Source organism: Streptomyces sp. NPDC043854, assembly GCF_056436005.1.
The window spans coordinates 82111-103590 of the sequence record NZ_JBWKDK010000029.1; the positions used below are offsets into that span (position 1 = coordinate 82111).

Annotated in this window: 24 protein-coding genes and 1 pseudogene; 1 reads left to right on the forward strand and 24 read right to left on the reverse strand. The window is 72.1% G+C overall.

The window, feature by feature from the left end; translation table 11 throughout:
* Positions 1-92 precede the first annotated feature (92 nt).
* The 7 genes from AC068A_RS24730 to rpsB form a co-directional block, all read right to left on the reverse strand.
* On the reverse strand, positions 93-1196 hold the full coding sequence (locus tag AC068A_RS24730; protein ID WP_478588269.1) for a thiamine ABC transporter substrate-binding protein: 1104 nt from the start codon (positions 1194-1196) through the stop codon (positions 93-95).
* A gap of 252 nt (positions 1197-1448) precedes the next feature.
* Positions 1449-2564 (reverse strand): dual-specificity RNA methyltransferase RlmN, encoded by a 1116-nt coding sequence (gene rlmN / locus AC068A_RS24735; RefSeq protein ID WP_478588271.1) that lies wholly within the window; start codon positions 2562-2564, stop codon positions 1449-1451.
* Between the two features lie 193 nt (positions 2565-2757).
* Positions 2758-3834, reverse strand: coding sequence for a phosphatidate cytidylyltransferase (locus tag AC068A_RS24740; RefSeq protein ID WP_478588273.1), 1077 nt, complete (start codon positions 3832-3834; stop codon positions 2758-2760).
* A complete protein-coding gene (gene frr / locus AC068A_RS24745; protein WP_478588275.1) occupies positions 3834-4391 on the reverse strand; it encodes a ribosome recycling factor in 558 nt (185 codons plus the stop codon). The genes AC068A_RS24740 and frr overlap by 1 nt, the downstream gene beginning before the upstream one ends.
* Before the next feature lie 85 nt (positions 4392-4476).
* On the reverse strand, positions 4477-5256 hold the full coding sequence (pyrH, locus tag AC068A_RS24750) for a UMP kinase (protein ID WP_478588276.1): 780 nt from the start codon (positions 5254-5256) through the stop codon (positions 4477-4479).
* A gap of 163 nt (positions 5257-5419) precedes the next feature.
* Positions 5420-6256 (reverse strand): translation elongation factor Ts, encoded by an 837-nt coding sequence (gene tsf, locus AC068A_RS24755; protein WP_478588278.1) that lies wholly within the window; start codon positions 6254-6256, stop codon positions 5420-5422.
* Positions 6257-6392: 136 nt separating this feature from the next.
* Positions 6393-7223 (reverse strand): 30S ribosomal protein S2, encoded by an 831-nt coding sequence (gene rpsB / locus AC068A_RS24760; protein WP_385843183.1) that lies wholly within the window; start codon positions 7221-7223, stop codon positions 6393-6395.
* A 249-nt stretch (positions 7224-7472) separates the two neighbouring features.
* On the opposite strand from rpsB, the pseudogene AC068A_RS24765 reads away from it, so the two are divergent.
* Positions 7473-7898: pseudogene (locus tag AC068A_RS24765) on the forward strand (peptidoglycan DD-metalloendopeptidase family protein); the annotation flags it as partial.
* Positions 7899-8049: 151 nt separating this feature from the next.
* On the opposite strand, the gene AC068A_RS24770 reads toward AC068A_RS24765, so the two are convergent.
* The 17 genes from AC068A_RS24770 to AC068A_RS24850 form a co-directional block, all read right to left on the reverse strand.
* Positions 8050-8607 carry a TetR/AcrR family transcriptional regulator gene (locus AC068A_RS24770; RefSeq protein WP_478588308.1) on the reverse strand — a complete coding sequence of 186 codons (558 nt, stop codon included), beginning with the start codon at positions 8605-8607 and terminating at the stop codon, positions 8050-8052.
* A gap of 52 nt (positions 8608-8659) precedes the next feature.
* The gene (gene whiG / locus AC068A_RS24775) at positions 8660-9496 is read right to left on the reverse strand and encodes an RNA polymerase sigma factor WhiG (RefSeq protein WP_361095282.1); all 837 of its coding nucleotides are present in this window, start codon (positions 9494-9496) and stop codon (positions 8660-8662) included.
* Between the two features lie 248 nt (positions 9497-9744).
* A complete protein-coding gene (gene dprA / locus AC068A_RS24780; protein WP_478588281.1) occupies positions 9745-10986 on the reverse strand; it encodes a DNA-processing protein DprA in 1242 nt (413 codons plus the stop codon).
* A complete protein-coding gene (locus AC068A_RS24785) occupies positions 10983-12620 on the reverse strand; it encodes a YifB family Mg chelatase-like AAA ATPase (protein WP_478588283.1) in 1638 nt (545 codons plus the stop codon). The genes dprA and AC068A_RS24785 overlap by 4 nt, the downstream gene beginning before the upstream one ends.
* Entirely contained in the window at positions 12620-12991 is a 372-nt protein-coding gene (locus tag AC068A_RS24790; RefSeq protein ID WP_478588285.1) for a YraN family protein, read from the reverse strand. The genes AC068A_RS24785 and AC068A_RS24790 overlap by 1 nt, the downstream gene beginning before the upstream one ends.
* A gap of 107 nt (positions 12992-13098) precedes the next feature.
* Entirely contained in the window at positions 13099-13407 is a 309-nt protein-coding gene (locus tag AC068A_RS24795) for a DUF2469 domain-containing protein (protein ID WP_358653186.1), read from the reverse strand.
* Between the two features lie 55 nt (positions 13408-13462).
* Positions 13463-13966 (reverse strand): NUDIX hydrolase, encoded by a 504-nt coding sequence (locus AC068A_RS24800; protein ID WP_478588287.1) that lies wholly within the window; start codon positions 13964-13966, stop codon positions 13463-13465.
* A complete protein-coding gene (lepB, locus tag AC068A_RS24805) occupies positions 13956-14783 on the reverse strand; it encodes a signal peptidase I (RefSeq protein WP_478588289.1) in 828 nt (275 codons plus the stop codon). The genes AC068A_RS24800 and lepB (AC068A_RS24805) overlap by 11 nt, the downstream gene beginning before the upstream one ends.
* A gap of 42 nt (positions 14784-14825) precedes the next feature.
* Positions 14826-15725 (reverse strand): signal peptidase I, encoded by a 900-nt coding sequence (gene lepB, locus AC068A_RS24810; RefSeq protein ID WP_478588291.1) that lies wholly within the window; start codon positions 15723-15725, stop codon positions 14826-14828.
* 112 nt (positions 15726-15837) lie between these two features.
* Positions 15838-16947: a signal peptidase I gene (gene lepB / locus AC068A_RS24815; protein WP_478588293.1), complete on the reverse strand. Its 1110-nt coding sequence runs from the start codon at positions 16945-16947 to the stop codon at positions 15838-15840.
* Positions 16940-17713 (reverse strand): signal peptidase I, encoded by a 774-nt coding sequence (lepB, locus tag AC068A_RS24820; protein WP_478588295.1) that lies wholly within the window; start codon positions 17711-17713, stop codon positions 16940-16942. The genes lepB (AC068A_RS24815) and lepB (AC068A_RS24820) overlap by 8 nt, the downstream gene beginning before the upstream one ends.
* Positions 17714-17756: 43 nt before the next feature.
* A complete protein-coding gene (gene rplS / locus AC068A_RS24825) occupies positions 17757-18107 on the reverse strand; it encodes a 50S ribosomal protein L19 (protein WP_478588297.1) in 351 nt (116 codons plus the stop codon).
* Positions 18108-18240: 133 nt separating this feature from the next.
* The gene (gene trmD, locus AC068A_RS24830) at positions 18241-19062 is read right to left on the reverse strand and encodes a tRNA (guanosine(37)-N1)-methyltransferase TrmD (RefSeq protein WP_478588299.1); all 822 of its coding nucleotides are present in this window, start codon (positions 19060-19062) and stop codon (positions 18241-18243) included.
* Positions 19062-19613: a ribosome maturation factor RimM gene (gene rimM / locus AC068A_RS24835; RefSeq protein WP_478588301.1), complete on the reverse strand. Its 552-nt coding sequence runs from the start codon at positions 19611-19613 to the stop codon at positions 19062-19064. Before rimM ends, trmD begins: the two co-directional genes overlap by 1 nt.
* A gap of 81 nt (positions 19614-19694) precedes the next feature.
* On the reverse strand, positions 19695-19934 hold the full coding sequence (locus AC068A_RS24840; RefSeq protein ID WP_478588303.1) for an RNA-binding protein: 240 nt from the start codon (positions 19932-19934) through the stop codon (positions 19695-19697).
* A 2-nt stretch (positions 19935-19936) separates the two neighbouring features.
* Positions 19937-20374 carry a 30S ribosomal protein S16 gene (gene rpsP / locus AC068A_RS24845; RefSeq protein WP_179176226.1) on the reverse strand — a complete coding sequence of 146 codons (438 nt, stop codon included), beginning with the start codon at positions 20372-20374 and terminating at the stop codon, positions 19937-19939.
* Positions 20375-20590: 216 nt separating this feature from the next.
* The gene (locus AC068A_RS24850) at positions 20591-21190 is read right to left on the reverse strand and encodes a hypothetical protein (protein WP_478588305.1); all 600 of its coding nucleotides are present in this window, start codon (positions 21188-21190) and stop codon (positions 20591-20593) included.
* Positions 21191-21480: the final 290 nt, after the last annotated feature.

The following is a 21480-nucleotide window of genomic DNA, read 5'->3' on the forward strand; positions in this document are numbered from 1 at the left end:
CAGCCTGACGGCCGCACCGCGGGCGCCGCCGCGGCCGCCGCGCGCACCGCGCGGCGCGGGGGCGGCGCTCCCGTGTCCTGCGTCGGCCGGGGCTACTTCACGACGAGCGAGGACCATGCCTTGACCCACTGCTCACGGTTCTTGGCGATGGTCTCGGGAGCCACGGTCTCGGGCTTCTCGACGACCACGCCGTGCTTCGTGAACAGCTCCGGCAGTGCGGCGTCCTTGACCACCGGGTTCACGAACATCTGGAGCGGCATGTCCTCCTGGAACTTCTTGCCGATCATGAAGTCGATCAGCGCCTTGCCGCCCTCCTCGTTCTTCGCGCCCTTGAGCAGGCCAGCGAACTCGATCTGGCGGAAGCAGGTGCCGGCGGCCACGCCCGTGGGGGCCTCGGCCGGCTTCGGCTCGGCGTACAGGACCTCGACCGGCGGGCTGGAGGCGTACGAGACCACCAGCGGGCGGTCGCCCTTGGCCTTCTTGCCGCCCGCGGAGCCGGAGAAGCGCTCGTTGTACGCCTGCTCCCAGCCGTCGACGACCTCGACGCCGTTGGCCTTGAGCTTGCTCCAGTAGTCCTTCCAGCCCTCCTCGCCGTACTTGCCGACGGTGGCCAGCAGGAAGCCCAGGCCCGGGGAGGAGGTGGCCGCGTTCTCGGTGACCAGCAGGTTCTTGTACTCGGGCTTGACCAGGTCGTCCAGGGTCTGCGGCGGGGCGATCTTCTTGTCGGCGAAGTACGCCCTGTCGTAGTTGACGCAGATGTCGCCGGAGTCGACCGGCGTGACCCGGTGCTGCTTGTCGAGGACGTACTCGGGCTTCACGCCGGCCAGGCCCTTGGCCTCGTACGGGGTGAAGATGCCGTTGTCCAGGGCGCGGGAGAGGAGCGTGTTGTCCACGCCGAAGAACACGTCGCCGCGCGGGGAGCCCTTGGTGAGGATCTCCTGGTTGAGGGCGGCGCCCGCGTCCCCGGACTTGAGGACCTTGACGGTGTAGCCGCTCTGCTGCTCGAACTCCTTCAGGACCGCCTCGGTCACGGCGAAGGAGTCGTGGGAGACGAGCGTGACCGTCCCGGACTTCGGCGACCCGCCGGCGCTGCCCTCGGCCTTGTCCTGGCCGCCGTCGCCGCCGCAGGCGCTGAGCGTGGTGACGCCGAGGGCGGCCGCGAGCGCGGCGCCCGCGATCTTCCTGGTGGTGCTCACTGGTGTATTCCTCCTGGGATGACCAGGAGAAGACGCGGCCCCGCCCGGCGCTCTGACGGAGCGGACGCCGGACAGGGCGCAACAGCTTGAGTGGTGACCGAACTTCCTACCCCGAATGACCGGGGCGAGGTTCAGAGGGTCTGCGGCTGACGGTGCCGCACTCTCAGCGCTGTGGCGCTCCCCTGTCGGAATATGCAATTGGTTCGGCCACAGGGTACCCCGTGGCCGAACCGGCACCGCCAGAAGCGGAAGCTAGCGCTCCGCTGCGGCCAGCTGGCCGCACGCACCGTCGATCTCCTGGCCGCGGGTGTCACGGACGGTCACGGGCACGCCGTGCCGGGCGATGGCCTCGACGAAGGCCCGCTCGTCCTCGGGGCGCGAGGCGGTCCACTTCGAGCCCGGCGTCGGGTTCAGCGGGATCAGGTTGACGTGGACACGCTTGCCCTTGAGGAGCTTGCCGAGGAGGTCGCCGCGCCAGGCCTGGTCGTTGATGTCGCGGATCAGGGCGTACTCGATGGAGACCCGGCGGCCGGACTTCTCGGCGTACTCCCAGGCCGCGTCGAGGACCTCGCGGACCTTCCAGCGGGTGTTCACCGGCACGAGGGTGTCGCGCAGCTCGTCGTCGGGGGCGTGCAGCGAGACCGCGAGGCGGCACTTGAAGCCCTCGTCGGCGAACCGCAGCATCGCCGGGACCAGGCCGACGGTGGAGACGGTGATGCCGCGCTGCGACAGGCCCAGGCCGTCGGGCTCGGGGTCGGTCAGCCGGCGGATGGCGCCGACGACCCGGTTGTAGTTGGCCAGCGGCTCGCCCATGCCCATGAAGACGATGTTCGACAGCCGGGCCGGGCCGCCGGGGACCTCGCCGTCGCGCAGGGCGCGCATGCCGTCGACGATCTGGTGCACGATCTCCGCGGTGGACAGGTTGCGGTCCAGGCCGGCCTGGCCGGTGGCGCAGAACGGGCAGTTCATGCCGCAGCCGGCCTGCGAGGAGATGCACATGGTGACCCGGTCGGGGTAGCGCATCAGCACGGACTCGACGAGGGTGCCGTCGTGCAGCCGCCACAGGGTCTTGCGGGTGGTGTCGTCGTCGCAGGAGATGTGGCGTACGACGTTCATCAGCTCGGGCAGCAGCTCCTCGCGGAGCTTCTCGCGGGAGCCGGCGGGGATGTCGGTCCACTCGGCCGGGTCATGGGCGTAGCGGGCGAAGTAGTGCTGCGAGAGCTGCTTGGCCCGGAAGGGCTTCTCGCCGATCGCGGCGACCGCCTCGCGCCGCTCGGCCGGCGAGAGGTCGGCGAGGTGCCGGGGCGGCTTCTTCGCCCCCTTGGGCGCGGCGAAGGTGAGCTCTCCCGGAGCGGGGCGGGGTGCCATGATCGGTCCTTCCTCAGGCGACGAGGTCCGACGGGCTCCGCACGTGCGGAGCGATGGCGATGGCGCGGTCCGCGCCCGGAGACCTCACGAGATGCATCCCCGCGATCACGGGGAAAGGGCGCACCACGGAAATGGTGCGCCCTTCAGGATAACCCGGTCGGCTCAGCCGGTACCGGCGGTCCGGTCCCGGCGGTCAGCCGGTGCCGACGAACAGGGCCAGCAGCAGCCAGACCACCGGGGCGGTCGGCAGCAGCGAGTCCAGCCGGTCCATGATCCCGCCATGGCCCGGGAGCAGGGTGCCCATGTCCTTGATGCCCAGGTCCCGCTTGATCATCGACTCGCCGAGGTCGCCGAGCGTGGCGCTGACCGCGACCGCGAGACCGAGCAGCAGGCCCTGCCACCAGGCTCCGCCGTCGACCAGGAACTCCATGCACAGCGCGCCGGCCGCCATCGCGAAGGCCACCGCGCCGAAGAGCCCCTCGCGGGTCTTCCCGGGGCTGATGCGCGGCGCGAGCTTGGTCTTGCCGAAGCGCCAGCCCACCGCGTAGGCGCCGGTGTCGCTGACGACGGTCAGGATCAGGAAGGTGGCCACCCGCTGCGGGCCGTCGTCCGCCGTGAGCAGCATCGCGACGAAGGTCGCCAGGAACGGCACGTAGAACGCCGCGAAGACACCCGCCGTGACGTCCTTGAGGTAGTCCTCGGGCGGTTCGGTCATCCGCCAGACCAGGACCGCCAGCGCGGTCAGGGCCATGGCCACCCAGGCGCCCTCGGCGCCCGTCACGTACCCGGCGATGACCATGGCGGCGCCGCCGATCGCGAGCGGGACGAGCGGCGCCTTGATGCCCTTCTTCTCCCGGAGCCGGGAGGTGAGCTCCCACAGGCCGACGACGACCGCGACGACGATGACGCCGACGAAGACCGCCTTCACGATGAAGAGCGAAGCGAAGATCACCGCACCGAGGCCGACGCCGACCCCTATGGCGGCACGCAGGTCTCGCCCTGCCCGCTTCTTCTGCGGCGGGGGCGAGGAATCCTGTGGTGCCTGCGAAGGCGGGGGCGGGGGGCTGGGCATGGGCTCCTGCGGCGGCGTCTCGGCGCGGAACGGGGGGCCGCCGTCAGCGGCAGCCCCCCGATCGCGTGCTTCCCGGTCGTCGAAGTCACGGCCGGCGGCATCGGGCACGATGGGCATGGGCCGAGTGTGCGGTCCCACCAGCGCATCGTATGCGGGACCCGCCGGAACCGGCTCCGTGGCCCAGGGAGAGTCGTTCATCAGACCTCGAGCAGCTCGGCTTCCTTGTGCTTGAGCAGCTCGTCCACCTGCGCGACGTACTTCGCGGTGGTGTCGTCGAGCTCCTTCTCGGCGCGGCGCACCTCGTCCTCGCCCGTCTCCTTGTCCTTGACGAGCTTGTCGAGGGCGTCCTTGGCCTTGCGGCGGACGGAGCGGATGGAGACCTTGGAGTCCTCGGCCTTGCCGCGCGCGACCTTGATGTACTCCTTGCGGCGCTCCTCGGTGAGCTCCGGGAACACCACACGGATGATGTTGCCGTCGTTGCTCGGGTTGACGCCCAGGTCGGAGTCGCGGATGGCCTGCTCGATGTTGCGCAGGGCGCTCTTGTCGAACGGGGTCACCACGGCCATGCGGGGCTCGGGCACCGAGAAGGACGCGAGCTGGTTGATGGGGGTCAGCGCGCCGTAGTAGTCCGCCACGATCTTGTTGAACATCGCCGGGTGCGCACGGCCCGTGCGGATCGCGGCGAAGTCCTCCTTGGCGACGACGACGGCCTTCTCCATCTTCTCCTCGGCCTCGAGGAGGATTTCTTCGATCACCACGTGCTCCTGCATGTCTTGAATGGATGGTTCAGGCGGGCGGTGCGAGCCGGGCCCCCAGGGGCCCGGTCCGGCTGCGGACCGCTCAGGCCCGGGTTCCCTGGTCGCTCACGAGCGTGCCGATCTTCTCACCCTTGACGGCGCGGGCGATATTGCCCTCGGCGAGCAGTTCGAACACCAGGATCGGCAGCTTGTTGTCGCGGCACAGCGTGATGGCGGTGGCGTCGGCGACCTTGAGGTCGCGGGAGAGCACCTCGCCGTACTCCAGCGCGTCGAACTTCACCGCGTCGGGGTTCTTCTTGGGGTCGGAGTCGTAGACGCCGTCGACACCGTTCTTGCCCATGAGCAGGGCCTCGGCGTCGATCTCCAGGGCACGCTGGGCGGCCGTGGTGTCGGTGGAGAAGTAGGGCATGCCCATGCCCGCGCCGAAGATCACGACGCGGCCCTTCTCCAGGTGCCGTACGGCCCGCAGCGGAATGTACGGCTCGGCGACCTGGCCCATGGTGATCGCCGTCTGGACGCGGGAGTCGATGCCCTCCTTCTCCAGGAAGTCCTGGAGGGCGAGGCAGTTCATGACGGTGCCGAGCATGCCCATGTAGTCGGACCGGGCGCGGTCCATGCCGCGCTGCTGGAGTTCGGCGCCGCGGAAGAAGTTGCCGCCGCCGATCACGACGGCAATCTCCGCGCCGTCCCGGACCACCGCGCCGATCTCGCGCGCGATGGCATGGACGACGTCGGGGTCGACGCCCAGTCCGCCGCCACCGGAGAAGGCTTCGCCGGACAGCTTCAGCAGGTAGCGGCGGGTCTTCGTCCCGTGGTCGTTCTTGTCGTCGGAAGCGTTGTGGGGGTCCACGCCCTGATTCATGGAGATCTCCTCGTGCACATACGAAGAAGGCCATTGCCGGTGGGTCCTCGCGGTTCCCTCTACGGCAATGGCCTCCTCGTCAGATCTGCGGTCGTTCCGCGCGTACGCGGACGACTGCCTCAGACCCTACCGGGGTCCGGTGTCCGTCGTTGTACGGACGGACTCAGATGCCGACCTTGATGCGCGTGAAGCGCTTCAGGGTGACACCGGCCTCGTCCAGGACCTTCTGGACGGACTTCTTGTTGTCCAGGGCGTACGGCTGGCCCAGGAGGGTGGCCTCCTTGAAGAAGCCGTTGACGCGACCCTCGACGATCTTGGCGATGGCAGCCTCGGGCTTGCCCTCCGCGCGGGTGACCTCTTCGGCGATGCGGCGCTCGGACTCGACCTTCTCGGCCGGGACGTCGTCGGCGGACAGCCACTGCGGGGCGAACGCGGCGATGTGCTGCGCGACACCGCGGGCGACGTCGGCGTTCTCCTTGTCCAGCTCGACCAGGACGCCGATCTGGAACGGCAGGTCGGGCATGGTGCGGTGCATGTAGGAGGTCACGTAGCCGCCGGTGAACTGCGCGAAGCGGTCCAGGACGATCTTCTCGCCGAGGTTGGCGTTGGCCTCGTCGACGAAGGCGGCGACGGTCTTGCCGGGCTCGATCTCGGAGGCGAGCAGGGCCTCGACGTCGGCCGGAGAGGTGGCGGCGACGTGGGCGGCGAGCTGGTTGGCGACGGCGAGGAACTTCTCACCCTTGGCGACGAAGTCCGTCTCGCACTTCAGCTCGAGCAGGACGCCGGAGGTGTTGTCGTCGGCGATCAGAGTGACGACGGCACCGTTCTCGGCGGAACGGCCCTCGCGCTTGGCGACGCCCTTCTGGCCCTTGATGCGGAGGGCTTCCTGGGCCTTCTCGACGTCACCGTCGGCCTCGACGAGCGCGTTCTTGCAGTCCAGCATGCCGGCGCCGGTGAGCTCGCGGAGCTTCTTGACGTCAGCGGCGGTGTAGTTCGCCATGAGTCTTTTGCTTCTCTCTCGAAGTCGTAGATCTACGGGTGAGCGGCGGAGGAGGCGCGCTCGTGGCACGACTCCCCCGCCGTCATCGTCCGTCCTGCGAGTGCCCGGAGCGTGAACCCCGGGCGCCCTCAGCGGGTCAGGCCTGCTCGGCCTCGGCGGCCGGGGCGGCCTCGGCCGCGTCGGCCTTCTTCTCGCCCTCGAGCAGGTCGCGCTCCCACTCGGCGAGCGGCTCGCCGGCGGCCTTGTCGCCCGGCTTCGAGTCACCGGTCGCAGCGCCGGAGCGGGCGATGAGGCCCTCGGCGACGGCGTCGGCGATCACACGGGTGAGCAGGGTGACGGAGCGGATCGCGTCGTCGTTGCCCGGGATCTTGTAGTCGACCTCGTCGGGGTCGCAGTTGGTGTCGAGGATCGCGACGACCGGGATGTTCAGCTTGCGAGCCTCGCCGACGGCGATGTGCTCCTTCTTGGTGTCGACGATCCAGACGGCGCTCGGCACCTTCTGCATCTCGCGGATACCACCGAGGGTCTTCTCCAGCTTGGCCTTCTCGCGGGAGAGGACCAGGAGCTCCTTCTTGGTGAGGCCGGAGGCGGCCACGTCCTCGAAGTCGATCGCCTCGAGCTCCTTCAGGCGCTGCAGGCGCTTGTAGACGGTCGAGAAGTTGGTGAGCATGCCACCCAGCCAGCGCTGGTTGACGTACGGCATGCCGACGCGCGTCGCCTGCTCGGCGATGGCCTCCTGGGCCTGCTTCTTCGTACCCACGAACATGATGGAGCCGCCGTGCGCGACGGTCTCCTTGACGAACTCGTAGGCGCGGTCGATGTACGACAGCGACTGGAGCAGGTCGATGATGTAGATGCCGTTGCGCTCGGTGAAGATGAAGCGCTTCATCTTCGGGTTCCAGCGACGGGTCTGGTGACCGAAGTGGACGCCGCTCTCCAGCAGCTCCCGCATCGTTACGACGGCCATGGCCATCTCCTTGGTTTCTCGGTTTGGTCCTGACGTCCCACCGCGTCCTGCCCCCGGAAAAGGGACCGAGAGACGCTGCCACGCGGCCTGTCCGGCCGGTGCTGGGGCGTGCGAAGTCGACCCGGTGACCCGGATCGCCGTAAGAAGTGTACGGGACCGGGCGGTATGCCAGGTGACTCCGTTGTCCACACCCCGCCGTCCGTCCACAGGCTCCGCCGTGCCGTCCGGGCGGTGCGGGACGCTGCCGGCATGACGACTCTGCTGCTCGCGCTACTGCTGGCGGTGGCCCGGACGGGCACCCCGCCCGCCGCGGCCGCCGTGCCCGCGGCACCCGCTCCGCCCGCCCGGCACGCCCCGTATCCCGCGCATGCCGCGGCCGGGCCGGCCGCCCGGCCGCTGCCCGCCCCGCTCGTGGTGGCCCGCTGGTTCGATCCGCCGCCGACCCCGTACGCGGCGGGCCACCGCGGGGTGGACCTCGCCGCCCCGGCGGGCACGCGGGTGCGGGCCGTGGGGCCCGGCCGGGTCCACTTCGCGGGCCCGGTGGCCGGGCGCGGGGTGCTGTCCCTGACCCTGCCCGGCGGCCTGCGCACCACCTACGAGCCGGTCCGCCCGCTCGTCGCCGAAGGGGAGCCGGTCACCGCGGGCCAGGTCGTCGGCGTCCTGACCGAAGGGGGCCACTGCGCAAGCCCCTGCCTGCACTGGGGCCTGCTGTCGGGCGACGCCTACCTCAACCCCCTGGCGCTGCTCCCGCGCCCCACGCCGAGGCTGCTTCCGGCGGCGGACCCGCCCGGCGGCCCGCCCCGGGCGGCGCAGCGCGCGCCGCAGGTCAGCCGCGCACGCCCCGGAGGGCCATCGCGACCGCCGTCTCCGTCACCACGGCCGGGTCCTCGGCGGCGCCGAGCTCGATCCGCCGCACCGCCGCGTCGACCACACCCTGGAGCAGCATGGCCGCCAGTGTGGGCTGCTCCTGGCCCAGGGCGGCGAGGGCTTCCACGATCATCGCCACGAGTCCGCCGTGCGCCGCGCGGATCTTCTCGCGAGCGCCCGCGTCCAGCTCGCTCGCCGAGATCGCGACCACCGCCCGGTGCCGGCGGTCGCCGACCAGGCCCAGCTGGCTGCGCACGTACGCCTCGATCTTCGCCTCGGGGGTCGGCGCCTGCTCCATGGCGGCCTCGATCTCGGCCGCCCACACGGGGAAGTCCACCGCGCACAGCTCTTCGACCACGGCTGCGCGGGACCGGAAGTACTCGTACACGGAGGACCGGGCGAGCCCGGTGCGCTGCGCCAGGGCGGGGAAGGTCAGCGCCTCCGTCCCACCTTCGGACAGCAGGGAGCGCGCCGCGTCCAGCAGGGCGCGGCGCTGCATCGAACGGTGCTCGGCCACGGAGGCCGCTCGAATCCTGGGCACCCGTCCACTGTACGGAGATCCGGGTGTCTCAGCGCCCTACATCCGCAAGCTTTGCGCGCAGTTGCAGCACCGACTTGGTGTGGATCTGGCTGACCCGGCTCTCGGTCACCCCGAGCACGTTGCCGATCTCGGCGAGCGTGAGGCCCTCGTAGTAGTAGAGGGTCACCACGGTCTTCTCGCGCTCCGGCAGCGTGTTGATGGCACGGGCCAGCAGCCTGCGCAGCTCGCGGTCCTCGGCCACCTCCACCGGATCGTCGGCGGCGGTGTCCTCCAGGGTGTCCATCAGGGAGAGGCGGTCGCCGCCCTCCCCGCCGACGTGCAGCAGCTCCTCCAGGGCGACCACGTTCGCCAGCGACAACTGGCTGAAGACCGTGTGGAGTTCCTCCACCGCGATGCCCATTTCGCCCGCGACCTCCTGCTCGGTCGGGGTGCGGCGCAGCTGGGCCTCCAGCGTGGCGTAGGCCCGCTCGACCGCCCGCGCCTTCTGCCGTACGGAGCGCGGGATCCAGTCCAGCGCCCGCAGCTCGTCGATCATCGCGCCGCGGATCCGGGTGATCGCGTACGTCTCGAACTTGATGGAGCGGTCGAGGTCGAACTTCTCGATGGCGTCGATCAGCCCGAAGACCCCCGAGGAGACGAAGTCGGCCTGCTCCACGTTGGGCGGCAGGCCCACGCTGACCCGGCCGGCCACGTACTTCACCAGGGGCGAGTAGTGCAGGATCAGCTGCTCCCTCAGGCGTTCGTCACCCGTCTCCTTGTACGAGCGCCACAGCGCGTCCAGGGACGAGGGCGCGGTGGCCCGCACGCTGCCGCGGGCAGCGGGGGGCGCGGCGGCGCGGTCGGACCCTGAGATGTGCTGGGGCATGCTTCGCCTTTGCCGGAGCGGGATTCCTTGGGAGCGTAGCGTGACGAGATTGTCGCGGTGCGCGAAGAGTACGGGATCGTATGAGGCCCCCGGCGCGCCCCGGCTCGCACGGGCGACCCGGGACCGGCGCCTGGCGCTCGGTCCCGGCGGCTGCCGACGGAAGGACCGCGTGTTTCATCGGCTTCACTCTTTCACCGGAACGCCCCAGGTCAGCGAACGCCTCGCCGGGTGCCACCGGTTCGTGTGGCTCATCGGCGTGTCTGCGGCGTCAACCGCCAGCCATCGCCCAGCCGTTCGACGAACCCAAGAGAGTGAAGTTCGTACAGTCTGCCGATGACTTCATCGGTGCCGGTGCCCGCGGCCAGGGCGACCTCCTCCACGTGCGCGGGGCGGCCGGCCGGGAGCGCTTCGAGCACCCGGGCCGTGTCCGGAGGCAGCAGGTCCCGGGGCAGGACGGGCCCGCGCCGTTCGGGGGCGAGCTCCCCCATCCCGCCGACGAGTTCGACGATTTCCGCCGCGTCGGTGACGAGCACCGCCTCGCCGCGCAGCAGTTCGTGCACCCCGGCCGAGAGACCGCTGGTGGCGGGCCCGGGGACGCCCATGGTGAACCGCCCCAGCTCGCGGGCCCGGCGCGCGGTCACCAGCGCGCCGCTGCGGTAGGCGGCCTCGACCACGACGGTGCCCCGGGTCAGGGCCGCGATGACCCGGTTGCGCAGCACGAACCGGGCAGGCGTCGGGTGGCTGCCGGGCGGCAGCTCCCCCAGCACCAGCCCTTGGCCGGCGATGGCGCCGAGCAGTCCCGCATGTCCGCGCGGGTAGGCGACGTCCACCCCGCAGGCCAGCACCGCCGCCGTGGCCCCGCCGCTGCCGAGGGCTCCGCGGTGGGCCGCGCCGTCGATCCCGTACGCGGCCCCGGACACCACCACCCAGCCCCGCTCGGCAAGCCCGGCGGCCAGGGTGTGGGCCATGTGCGCGCCGTACGGGGTGCAGGCGCGGGCGCCGACGACGGCGACCGAGCGCAGCGCCCAGGTCCGCAGGTCGGGGGTGCCCCGCACCCACAGGCCGACGGGCCGGGCGTCGCCGAGGTCGTCGAGCTGGGTCGGCCACTGCGCCGATCCGGGGCAGATGAACCGGCAGCCCGCCTCGGCGGCGGCCGCCAGGTCGCGCCGGGGGTCGGCGAGTTCGGCCCGTCTGCGGTATCCGGCGAGCCGACGGCGGCCCATGCCGCCGAGGGCCTCCGGCTCCGGGTCGGGGCCGGTCAGCAGCCGTATCAGTGCGACGGCGCCGTGCTCGCGCAGCCAGCGCCCGGCGTGCTCGTCCCCGGGCTCCAGCACCCGGGTCAGCGCGGCGCGGGCCGAGACCTCGGGCCCGGGGTCCTCCCACGCGTCCCGTGCATCCGCTGTCGGCGCACTACCCGGCACCGGCACCGGGCCCGGGGCCGCGCCCGGGGCCGGCTCCGGCTGCGGCGCGGGCCCCTGCGCCGCGGTCACGACCCGGCCCCCGCGGCCAGGACGGCCCCGCGGCCGATCCCGGTCCGCAGCTCCAGCGCGACGGCCACGTCGAGCGCGTCGGGCCGGTCGTTGCCCCGCAGGTCGGCCACAGTCCAGGCGACCCGCAGCACCCGGTCCAGCCCGCGGGCCGTGAGCAGGCCGCGCTCCAGGTCCCGCTCGGCCTGCGCCATCGCGCCGGGTACCGCCGGCCAGCGGGTCCGCAGCTCGTGTCCGGGGATCTCGGCGTTGAGCCGCCACGGGGTGCCGGCCAGCCGGGCGGCGGCGCGGTCCCGGGCCCGCCGGACCCGGGCGGCGACCGCCGCCGTGGCCTCCCCGCGGCCGCCGCCCCCGAGCAGCTCGGAGCGGCCGACGGGCTCGACCCCGACGCGCAGGTCCACCCTGTCCAGCAGCGGCCCCGACAGCCGCGCCTGGTAGCGCCGGACCGCCGAGGCCGGGCACTCGCAGCCGGCGCCCTGCAGCCCGTACCGCCCGCAGGGGCAGGGGTTCGCCGCGAGTACCATGAGGAACCTGGCCGGCAGCTGCACCACCCCGGCGGCCCGGGCGATGACCACCCGCCCCGATTCCAGGGGCTGGCGCAGCGCGTCCAGCGCCTTGGTGCCGAACTCCGCGGCCTCGTCCAGGAAGAGCACGCCCCGGTGGGCCAGCGAGACCGCCCCGGGCCGGGGCACCCCCGCCCCGCCGCCGACCAGCGACTGCATCGTCGCCGAGTGGTGCGGCGCGCAGTACGGGGGCCTGCTGACCAGTGGATCGCCGGGCGGCAGGATCCCCGCGACCGAGTGGACGGCGGTGACCTCCAGGGAATCCTGCCGGGTGAGCGGCGGGAGGATCCAGGGGAGCCGCTCGGCCAGCATCGTCTTGCCGGCTCCCGGGGGTCCGCTGAGGAAGAGGTGGTGGCCCCCGGAGGCAGCCACCTCCAGGGCCCGGCGCGCCGTGTGCTGTCCGGCGACGTCGCACAGGTCGGGGAAGTCCGCCGCCCCTCCCGCCGCTGCCCCGACGGGCACGACCCCGGTGCCCAGCCCGGCGCCCGGGACCAGCAGCCCGGCCGGCCCCGGCCCGGGATCCGGCGGCCCTCCCTCGTCCTGCGGCTCCTCCTCGGCGGCCCCGCCGGTGAGGACCGCGATCAGGCCGCGCAGGCTGCTCACGCCGACCACCGAGACGTCCGGGACCAGCCGCGCCTCGGCGGCGCAGCGGTGCGGCACGACCACGCTGCGGTATCCGGCCTCCGCAGCGGCGAGGACCGCGGGCAGCACCCCCGGCACCGGGCGGACCCTGCCGTCCAGGCCGAGCTCCCCGACGAGCACCAGGTCGGCGATGACCGCGGGATCGACCACCTCGGCCGCCCCCAGCACCGCCGCGGCCACGGCCAGGTCGAAGCCGGCGCCCGATTTCGGCACCGAGGCGGGGCTGAGCCCGACCGTGAGCTTCTTCTGCGGCCAGGCGGCGCCCGAGTTCACGACGGCGGCCCGGACCCGGTCCCGGCTCTCGACGAGCGTCTTGTCGGGCAGCCCCACCAGCGTGAACGCGGCGACGCCGGGCTCCAGGTCGGCCTGGACCTCCACCACCACGCCCTCGACGCCCACCAAGGCGACCGAGCAGGCCCGTGCGAAGCCCATCACGCCACCCCCCGGACGTGCTCCACCACCGGCGCGCCGCGCCGCGGCAGGAGGATCCCCACCAGGTCGATGCGCACCCCGCCCGGGGGCGGCCCGCCGTGGTCGGCGAGCCAGCGCCCGGCGAGCCGGCGCAGCCGCTCGGCCTTGCCCGGCCGGACCGCGGCCATGGGGTGCTCGAAGCGCCCCGCCCGGCGGGTCTTGACCTCGCACACGACGAGGGCGTCACCGTCCCGCGCGACGATGTCGATCTCGCCGCCCCGGCACCGCCAGTTCCGCGCGATGACCGTCATGCCGGCCTCGGCCAGCCGCCGCGCCGCCAGATCCTCCCCGTACCGCCCCAGCGCCTGTCGCGCCACGTCCTTCGCGTTCATCGGGCACCACCTCCGGCCCCGACGATCCCGCGGACCCGCCCACCTTGTGGATCTTGGTGGACGGCGGGGCCGTTGTGGACAACCCGTTCACCCCCGAGGGGGAGGGATCAGCCGCCCGGGAGTTCGAGATCGGTCTTGTTGAGCTCCTCGATGTTCACGTCCTTGAAGGTCAGCACCCGTACCTGCTTCACGAAGCGGGCCGGCCGGTACATGTCCCACACCCAGGCGTCGGCCATCGTGACCTCGAAGAACACCTCACCCTGCACCGAGTGCACCTGCATCTCGTAGTCGTTGGTGAGGTAGAAGCGGCGTTCCGTCTCGATCACGTACTTGAACAGCCCGACGACGTCGCGGTACTCGCGATAGAGCTTCAGCTCCATCTCGGTCTCGTACTTCTCGAGGTCCTCGGCGCTCATGGCATGTTCCCCTTCAGCCGTGCGTCCCCCTATTGTGCGGCAGGCCGGTGCGGCCCTAGACGATTTCCGGCGCCAGCTCCACCGGCGTGGCCGGGGGACCGTCGTCCAGCAGCGCCCTCAGCAGCTCGGCCAGCCTGATCGGGTACACCGTGTCACGCGCCGCCAGGAGCTCCTCGGGCCGCCACCACCTGGCCCCGGAGACACTGCGCCGCTCCAGCTCGGTCAGCCCGTGCAGCTCGGTCCGGGTCTGCGCGGTCCGGGCCAGGTAGTACCACTCGTCCTGCTCCCAGCGCCGCCCGGCGAACGGGAAGGAGCAGTACCGGTGCCACAGCACCGGCCCCAGGTCCACCTCGGTGATCCCGGTCTCCTCGGCGAGTTCCCGCAGCGCGGCCTCCTCCCGGCTCTCGCCGCCCTCCAGCCCGCCGCCCGGGGTGAACCACCAGGTGACCGTCGGGTCGTCCGGCTCGAAGCCGTGCAGCAGCAGGATCCGGTCCTCGGGGTCCAGCAGGATCACCCGGGACACCTTGCGGGGGCCGCCCGCGGCCAGGTCAGCGGACACCGGCACGCTCCCGCCTCCGGCCGCGCCCCAGGACCCGTACGAGCGGCCCGTACGCGGCCCCCAGCACCACCAGGGCGGCCCCGGCGGCGACGGCGCCGAGCTGGAGCCGCAGCGGCCCCGGCTCCGAGGTGCCGCCGGGCAGGCCGGCGTACGCCTCCGGCCGCGCGACCATGGCCATGGAGGGCCAGGCCAGGGCGTCGACGCGGGCGCGGACGGCCGAGCGGGGCACGGTCCCCTGGCCGGCCTCCTGGAGGTGGGCCCGGGAGTCGATCGAGTTGGAGCGCCGGTCGCCGAGCAGGAAGAGGTTGCCCTCGGGCACGGTCACCTCGAACGGGGTGGTGCCGGCGGCGGAGGCCGCGCCCGGAACCGTGCCGGGGGCCGCTCCGTCCGGGGTCACGGGCTCGCTGCGGTAGACATACGGCTCGTCGAGCTCCTTGCCGTTCACGCTGAGCCGGCCGCCCTCCCCGCAGCACCTCACGGTGTCGCCGCCGATGCCGACGACCCGCTTGACCATGGGGGAGTCGCTCCACATGGCATCAGTGAAGACGACGATGTCCCCGCGGCGCACCCGGCCGCCGTCGATGCGCTGCGCCAGCACCCGGTCACCGGGCTTCACCGTCGGCATCATCGAGTCGGTCGGCACCGTGTAGGGCTGGTAGAGCAGCGCGGCCCAAACGAAGCCCCCCAGGAAGAGCACGAAGCCGACGGCCACGACGATCCCGGACAACACGTTGCCGACACCGCCGCGGCCGTCACCGCCACTGCGTATCCCCTGTGTACTGCTTGTCTGTGTAGTGCCTTTCGGCGTTCCGCCCATAGCAGCGCCCCCACATCCGGGATCGACGACCTGGGCGGCACCCTACCTGCCGGTAGTCCCGCTGGTCAGCCTCCGCCGGCGCCAGATCACGACCGGGACGGCTCCGGCGAGCCCCAGCGCGGCCGGGCCGGCGCCGATCGCCTTGGCCGCGGCCCGGTCCCCGACGCCCGGCTGGTCGAACGTGTCCGGAACCGGGAGGGTCGCCCAGCGGGTGACCGGCCAGGCGACGACCACGGCCCGTCCGACGACCTTGTCAACGGGCACGAAGCCCTGGGTCGAGTCCTGCATGTGGTAGCGGGAGTCCTGCGAGTTCTGGCGGTGGTCGCCCATGACCCAGATCTTGCCCTGGGGCACGGTCAGCGGGCCGAACGGGGCGTCGTCGCACGGGGTGTTCCCGGGGAAGATGTACGGCTCGTCCAGCGGCTTGCCGTTGACGACGACCGGGCCGCCCTTCTTGCACTCGACCGTGTCCCCGCCGATGGCGATGACCCGCTTGATCAGGTCCTTCTCGTCCGCGGACGGCATCAGACCGATCTTGCTGAGGATCGTCTGCAGGAAGTTGGGCTCCGGGGTGGGCTCCCCGGCCAGCCAGTTCGCCGGGTCGTGGAAGACCACGACCTCGCCGCGCTCGGGCTCCGAACCGAACCACGGGGTCAGCTTGTCCACGAGCACCCGGTCGCCGCGCTGCAGGGTGTTCTGCATCGAGTCGGACGGAATGGAGAACGCCTGTACCAGGAAGGTCTTGATCAGCAGGGCGAGCAGCAGGGCGATGCCGACGAGGAGCGGGAGCTCCTTCCAGAACGAGCGCTGCGGGCGCTCCTCGGCGCCGTCCTCGGCATCCTCGGCACCCTCGGCCTCGCGGGCCTCGCGCTCGGCATCGCGCCTGATGCCGTCCGGCCGCTCCTCACCTTCGTCGCGTCCGGACCGCGCGCCTACCGCCACGTCCCCCACATCCACTCCTCACTCGGAATTGCCGCCCGCGCCGGGTGCGGCACGGGTCCTCCCCTCCCCTAACGAGCGGGAGTTCCCAAGGGCGCGGGAGACCGAAGACACACTATGCGACGGGCTGGCCTCCGCGGTGTCCCCGGCGGCCGCGTCGACCGCTGCGTTGCTGGTCGGGCACCGTGAGGAAGGTCGCGGGCTGTTCCAGCCTGCGCCAGTGGTCGAACGGCCATGCGATGACCACGGCCTCCCCGACGACCCCCTCCTCGTCGATGGTGCCCTGGAACGGCTCGTCGAGGTGGAAGCGGGAATCGGCCGAATTCGCCCGGTGGTCGCCCATGACGAAGAGCCGCCCGGGCGGGACCTGCACCTCGAAGCGGATCTCGGAGGGGGCGTTCCCGGGGTTCACGTACGGCTCGTCGAGCGGCGCCCCGTTGACGGTGACGCGGCCCTCGGCGTCGCAGCACACGACGGTGTCGCCGCCGATGCCGATGACCCGCTTGATCAGGTCCTGCTCGTCGGCCGACGGCAGCAGGCCGATGAACGTCAGGGTCTGCTTGATCTGCTTGATGCCGACGGGGTCGCGGGGCGGGCGCGCGGCCTCGCCCTTGAGCCAGCCCCCGGGGTCCTTGAACACGACGACGTCGCCCCGCTCGATCGGGGAGCCGAACCACGGGGTCAGCTTGTCGACGAGCACCCGGTCACCGATCCGGATGGTCTGCTCCATGGACCCGGAGGGGATGAAGAACGCCTGGACCAGGAAGGTCTTCAGCAGGAGCGCGATGCACAGCGCCGCGACCACCAGCAGGGGCACCTCGCCCGCCCGGCGCGTGCGCCTGCGCCTGCGGATCCGGCGGGCCAGCCGCCGCCGCTCGGCACGGCCGCCGCCCTCCGGCACGCCGGCCGGCGCGCCGGTTTTCCTGCCGGTCTCCCGCTCGGGGGACGAATCCCGTCCGCGGCGCGTCCGCTCGGCCCGCCGCTGCTCGGCGCGGCCGCCCCCGCCGCGCGCCGCCTCGCCCCGCATCGCCTCGCCGCGCGGCCGGTCGTCGCTGATCCAGTCGGGGCGGACCTGGTCGGCGCGGGGCCGGTCGGCGCGGGGCCGGTCGGCGCGTGCCCGGTCCGTGCGGGCCCGGTCCGTGCGGGCCCGGTCCGTGCGGGCCCGGTCCGTGCGCGCCTGGTCCGTGCGGGCCCGCTCGCCGCGCGGCCGGCCGCGGCTACCCATGGCCGCCGCCCGCCGTGCCGCCGTGCGGGCCCGTCGTACCCCAGCGCGAGACCGGCCAGCCGATCCAGTCGGCCCGCCCGATCACCTTCTCCACCGGCACCATGCCCCCGCCGGGCTCCCCCAGGTGGTCCCGCGAGTCCCGGGACTGGGAACGGTGGTCGCCCATGACCCACAGGGTTCCCAGGGGCACGACGATCCGGAACGGCACCTTCGACGGGGTGTCGCCGGGGTACAGGTACGGCTCGTCCACCGGCGTCCCGTTGACCTTGATCCGCCCGTCGGCGTCGCAGCACACCACGTCGTCACCGCCGACCCCGACGACCCGCTTGACGAAGTCCGTCTCGGACGGCTCGCCGATCCCGAGGACGGAGGCCGCCCCGCGTACGAGCCCGGCGACCGGGTCCGCCCCGGCCGGCTCCCGCACGAAGGACCCGGTGCCGTCGAACACCACCACGTCCCCGCGCTGCGGCTGATGGCCGAAACGGTACGCCAGCTTGTTGACCAGGATCCGGTCCCCGACCCCGAGCGTCGGTTCCATCGACTTGCTCGGGATGAGGAAGGGCTGCAGGACGAAGTTGCCGAACAGCAGCAGGAAGACCGTGCACAGCACACCGAGGACGGCGGCGCCGCGCCAGGTCGGCAGCGCCCGCAGGCCGCGCCGGGCGAGTCTGCGGGCGGAAGCCCGACCAAAAGCAGAACGCGGCCGCCCCTCCCCCGTACCGGGGGACGAGTAGCCGCGTCGTGTGAGCTCTGCTTCGGTGTCCATTGGGGGGAGCCTATCCGGCCTCCCCCGGGATCCGGAGAGGAGATCAGCGGTCGCGCTTCTCCTTGATCTTCGCGGCCTTGCCGCGGAGCTCACGGAGGTAGTACAGCTTGGCGCGACGCACGTCACCGCGGGTGACGACCTCGATCTTCTCGAAGATCGGGGAGTTCACCGGGAAGGTGCGCTCGACACCGACGCTGAAGGAGACCTTGCGAACGGTGAAGGTCTCGGAGACGCCGGAGCCCTGGCGGCGGATGACGACACCCTTGAACTGCTGGATACGGGAGCGGTTGCCCTCGATGACGCGGACGTGGACGTTGACGGTGTCACCCGGGCGGAAGGCCGGGACGTCCGAGCGCAGCGTGGCGGCGTTGACGCCGTCGAGCAGGTGAGACATGTTCTTCGTCTGCTTTCTTCGCACGACGCCACAGGCCGCCGGTGCGGGTTTTCGTAGAGAGTTCGGGAGCTGCGCCACCCGTCGTACGACTGTCCCCCTGTGGCAGGGGCGCACGCGAGCACACAGCAGCCGCCTATTCTTCCACGGCCCGGGGTCTGCGCCAAAATCGGCCGTCGGCGGTCGGCTGCCAGCCCATGATGCTGAGCACCTCCCGGTCCTTCTTGTCGTACGCGGACGCCTCGCAGCGCTCGATCAGGTCCGGACGGTTCTGCGCGGTCCGGCGCAGCGCCTCGTCGCGGCGCCACCGGGCGATCTTCCCGTGGTGGCCGCTCAGGAGCACGTCCGGGATGCCGCGGCCGCGCCACTCGGGCGGCTTGGTGTAAACGGGCCCTTCCAGCAGGTTCTCCATCTCGCCGGGGGCGAAGGAGTCGTCGCGGTGGGATTCGGCGTTGCCGAGGACGCCGGGCAGCAGCCGGGCCACGGCCTCGGTGATCACGAGCACTGCGGCCTCGCCGCCCGCCAGGACGTAGTCGCCGATGGAGACCTCGTAGACCGGCATCCGCGTGGCGTACTCATCCATGACGCGGCGGTCGATGCCCTCGTAGCGGGCGGGGGTGAAGATCAGCCAGGGGCGCTCGGAGAGCTCGACGGCCAGTTCCTGGGTGAACGGGCGGCCGCTGGGCGTGGGCACGACCATGACGGGTCCATGGGCGCCGGCCTCGTACCCGTCGGCCAGGGCCTCGTCGAGGGCCTCGCCCCACGGCCCGGTCTTCATCACCATGCCGGGACCGCCGCCGTACGGGGTGTCGTCGACGGTGCTGTGCCGGTCGTAGGTCCAGTCGCGCAGGTCGTGGACGTGCACGTCGAGCTGCCCGCGGGCCCGCGCCTTGCCGACGAGGGAGACGTTCAGCGGCTCGAGGTACTCGGGGAAGATCGTGACGACGTCGAGCCGCATCAGGCCTCCTGCCCGTTGTCGCGCGAGGAGACGATCTCGGCGCGGTCGTCGATCAGCCCGGGCGGCGGGGTGATGACGCAGCGCTGCTCCTCCAGGTCGATCTCGGCCACGATCTCCTCGACGAAGGGGATCATCACCTCGGAGCCGTCCGGGCGCTCGACGATGAACAGGTCCTGCGAGGGCAGGTGGCTGATCTCGGTGATCCGCCCGACCTCGGTGCCGTCCTCCAGGACGACGTCCAGGTCGATCAGCTGGTGGTCGTAGTACTCGTCGGGCTCCTCGGGCAGCTCCGCCGGGTCCACCTCGGCGATCAGCAGGGTGTTGCGCAGCGCCTCGGCGGCGTTGCGGTCCCGGACGCCCTCGAAGCGCAGCAGGAGGCGCCCGCTGTGCACCCGGCCCGTCTCGATGGTCAGCGGACCCGTGGCGGCCGGCTCCGTCAGCAGTACGGCGCCGGGGGCGAGCCGCAGCTCCGGCTCGTCGGTCCGCACCTCGACGGTGACCTCACCCTTGATCCCGTGGGCGCGGCCGATCCGCGCGACTACCAGCTGCACTGTCTGTCTCTCCTGTCCAGACGACGACGGGCCGGGGCGGGCACGCATGCCCTCCCCGGCCCGTGCCGGTGATTCAACTGCTCAGCGGACGTGGTCCGCGTCGACGAGGTCGACGCGGATGCCGCGGCCGCCGATGGCGCCCACGACGGTGCGCAGGGCACGTGCGGTGCGGCCGTTGCGGCCGATCACCTTCCCGAGGTCGTCCGGGTGGACCCGGACCTCGAGCACCTGCCCGCGCCGCAGGTTGCGCGAGGCGACCTGCACGTCGTCGGGGTTGTCCACAATGCCCTTTACGAGGTGCTCAAGAGCCTCCTCGAGCATGCTCAGGCCTCGGTCGACTCGGCGGCGGCCTCAGCCTCGTCCGCCTTCTTGTCGGCCTTCTTCTTCTGCGTGATGGCCTCGCCCTTGGTCTCGCCGATGCCCTCGAGGGCCTTGGCGAACTCCTCGAAGGAGCGGCGCTTGTCCTCCTTGGTGGCCGGCTGCAGCAGCGGCGCCGGGGCCGGCAGGCCCTTGTGCTTCTGCCAGTCGCCGGTCAGCTTCAGGATGGCGAGGACGGCGTCGGTCGGCTGGGCGCCGACGGACAGCCAGTACTGGGCACGCTCGGCGTTGACCTCGATGCGCGAGGGGTTGTAGGTCGGCTGGTAGATGCCGATCTCCTCGATCGCGCGGCCGTCCCGGCGGGTGCGGGCGTCGGCGACGACGATGCGGTAGTGCGGAGAGCGAATCTTGCCGAGGCGCTTGAGCTTGATCTTGACTGCCACTGGAGTGGTGTCTCCTGAACTTGACGTGGTTGGGCACTTTGAGATGCCACGTGGGGATGCGGTACTCGGGTGCCCGATGGACGCGTCAGCCGGAGGAGAGAGGGGTCCTGTGCGACTGTCGAGTACAGCTTGTCATTGTGCCACATGCCGCCGGCGCCTCCTCCCCGGGGCCGGCGATCAGCGGCACGCCGCCCCGCGGCGCCATGCGCCGCCGGATCAGGACGCGGCGGCGGTGACGGCGACCTCGGGGATGCGGAACGGCTTCATGCAGCCGCCGCACACGATCGGCGCCTGGGCCAGCACGGAGGGGACCACCCGCACGTTGCGCCCGCACTCGCAGACCGCCTTGACGCGCACACCGCCGCCCGAGGAGCCGTGCCGTGCGGCCGGCCCGCGGAAGCTGCGCTTGGTGTCCGCGGCCGTCGCGGCCGTATGCGCCTTCAGTGCGCGCTGGAGCCGCTCGATCGTGGGGCGGTAGCGCTTCTTCGCCTCGGCGTTGAGCGTGACCAGCGAGAAGCCGCTGCTCGGGTGCGGCTCGTCGGAGTGGTCCAGCCCCATCTCCTCGGCGATCGCGAGGAATCTGCGGTTGTGGTAGCGGCCGGCCCGGGAGGTGTCGCGCACTCCGCGGGCGGCGGCAATGCCGTGGACTGCCTCGTGCAGCAGTCGCTCGAAGGAGAGCTCGGCGCCGCAGGCGGACGAGGACTCTCCGATCAGGGACTCGGGGGCGGCAAGATCGGGCAGCTCGGGGTGGTGCCGCTGAATGTCGGCCCACGCCTGCGCCAGCTCTGCGGCGAGAACAGGTGGTGTCGTGCTCACGTCGTGACAACGAGCCGAGGGGCCTCGGTGTTCCGATTCCGGGCCATTCCAAAATTTTTTGCACGTACCAGTCAGTTCAGCCTGATGCGTCCCGACGAGGACGGGTGCGCCGATCCCAGGAGGAGTCGGTACGTAACGCCGACCGACAGACATCGGCCCCGGGGGGGGGGGGGGGGGGGGGGGGGGGGGGGGAGAGAGGGGGGGGGGGGGGGGGAGGGGGGAAGGGGGGGGGGGGGGGAGGGGGGCGCCCAACGGACCGGAAGGGAGGGGGGGGGGGGGAGGGTTTTTGC

Coding starts and splice junctions, on each gene's coding strand:
- rlmN (WP_478588271.1), bottom strand. CDS start 2,564: ATGGCACCCCGCCCCGCTCCGGGAGAGCTCACCTTCGCCGCGCCCAAG.
- AC068A_RS24740 (WP_478588273.1), bottom strand. CDS start 3,834: ATGAACGACTCTCCCTGGGCCACGGAGCCGGTTCCGGCGGGTCCCGCA.
- pyrH (WP_478588276.1), bottom strand. CDS start 5,256: ATGAATCAGGGCGTGGACCCCCACAACGCTTCCGACGACAAGAACGAC.
- tsf (WP_478588278.1), bottom strand. CDS start 6,256: ATGGCGAACTACACCGCCGCTGACGTCAAGAAGCTCCGCGAGCTCACC.
- rpsB (WP_385843183.1), bottom strand. CDS start 7,223: ATGGCCGTCGTAACGATGCGGGAGCTGCTGGAGAGCGGCGTCCACTTC.
- whiG (WP_361095282.1), bottom strand. CDS start 9,496: ATGCCCCAGCACATCTCAGGGTCCGACCGCGCCGCCGCGCCCCCCGCT.
- AC068A_RS24785 (WP_478588283.1), bottom strand. CDS start 12,620: ATGGGCTTCGCACGGGCCTGCTCGGTCGCCTTGGTGGGCGTCGAGGGC.
- AC068A_RS24790 (WP_478588285.1), bottom strand. CDS start 12,991: ATGAACGCGAAGGACGTGGCGCGACAGGCGCTGGGGCGGTACGGGGAG.
- AC068A_RS24795 (WP_358653186.1), bottom strand. CDS start 13,407: ATGAGCGCCGAGGACCTCGAGAAGTACGAGACCGAGATGGAGCTGAAG.
- lepB (WP_478588289.1), bottom strand. CDS start 14,783: ATGGGCGGAACGCCGAAAGGCACTACACAGACAAGCAGTACACAGGGG.
- lepB (WP_478588293.1), bottom strand. CDS start 16,947: ATGGGTAGCCGCGGCCGGCCGCGCGGCGAGCGGGCCCGCACGGACCAG.
- lepB (WP_478588295.1), bottom strand. CDS start 17,713: ATGGACACCGAAGCAGAGCTCACACGACGCGGCTACTCGTCCCCCGGT.
- rplS (WP_478588297.1), bottom strand. CDS start 18,107: ATGTCTCACCTGCTCGACGGCGTCAACGCCGCCACGCTGCGCTCGGAC.
- trmD (WP_478588299.1), bottom strand. CDS start 19,062: ATGCGGCTCGACGTCGTCACGATCTTCCCCGAGTACCTCGAGCCGCTG.
- AC068A_RS24840 (WP_478588303.1), bottom strand. CDS start 19,934: ATGCTCGAGGAGGCTCTTGAGCACCTCGTAAAGGGCATTGTGGACAAC.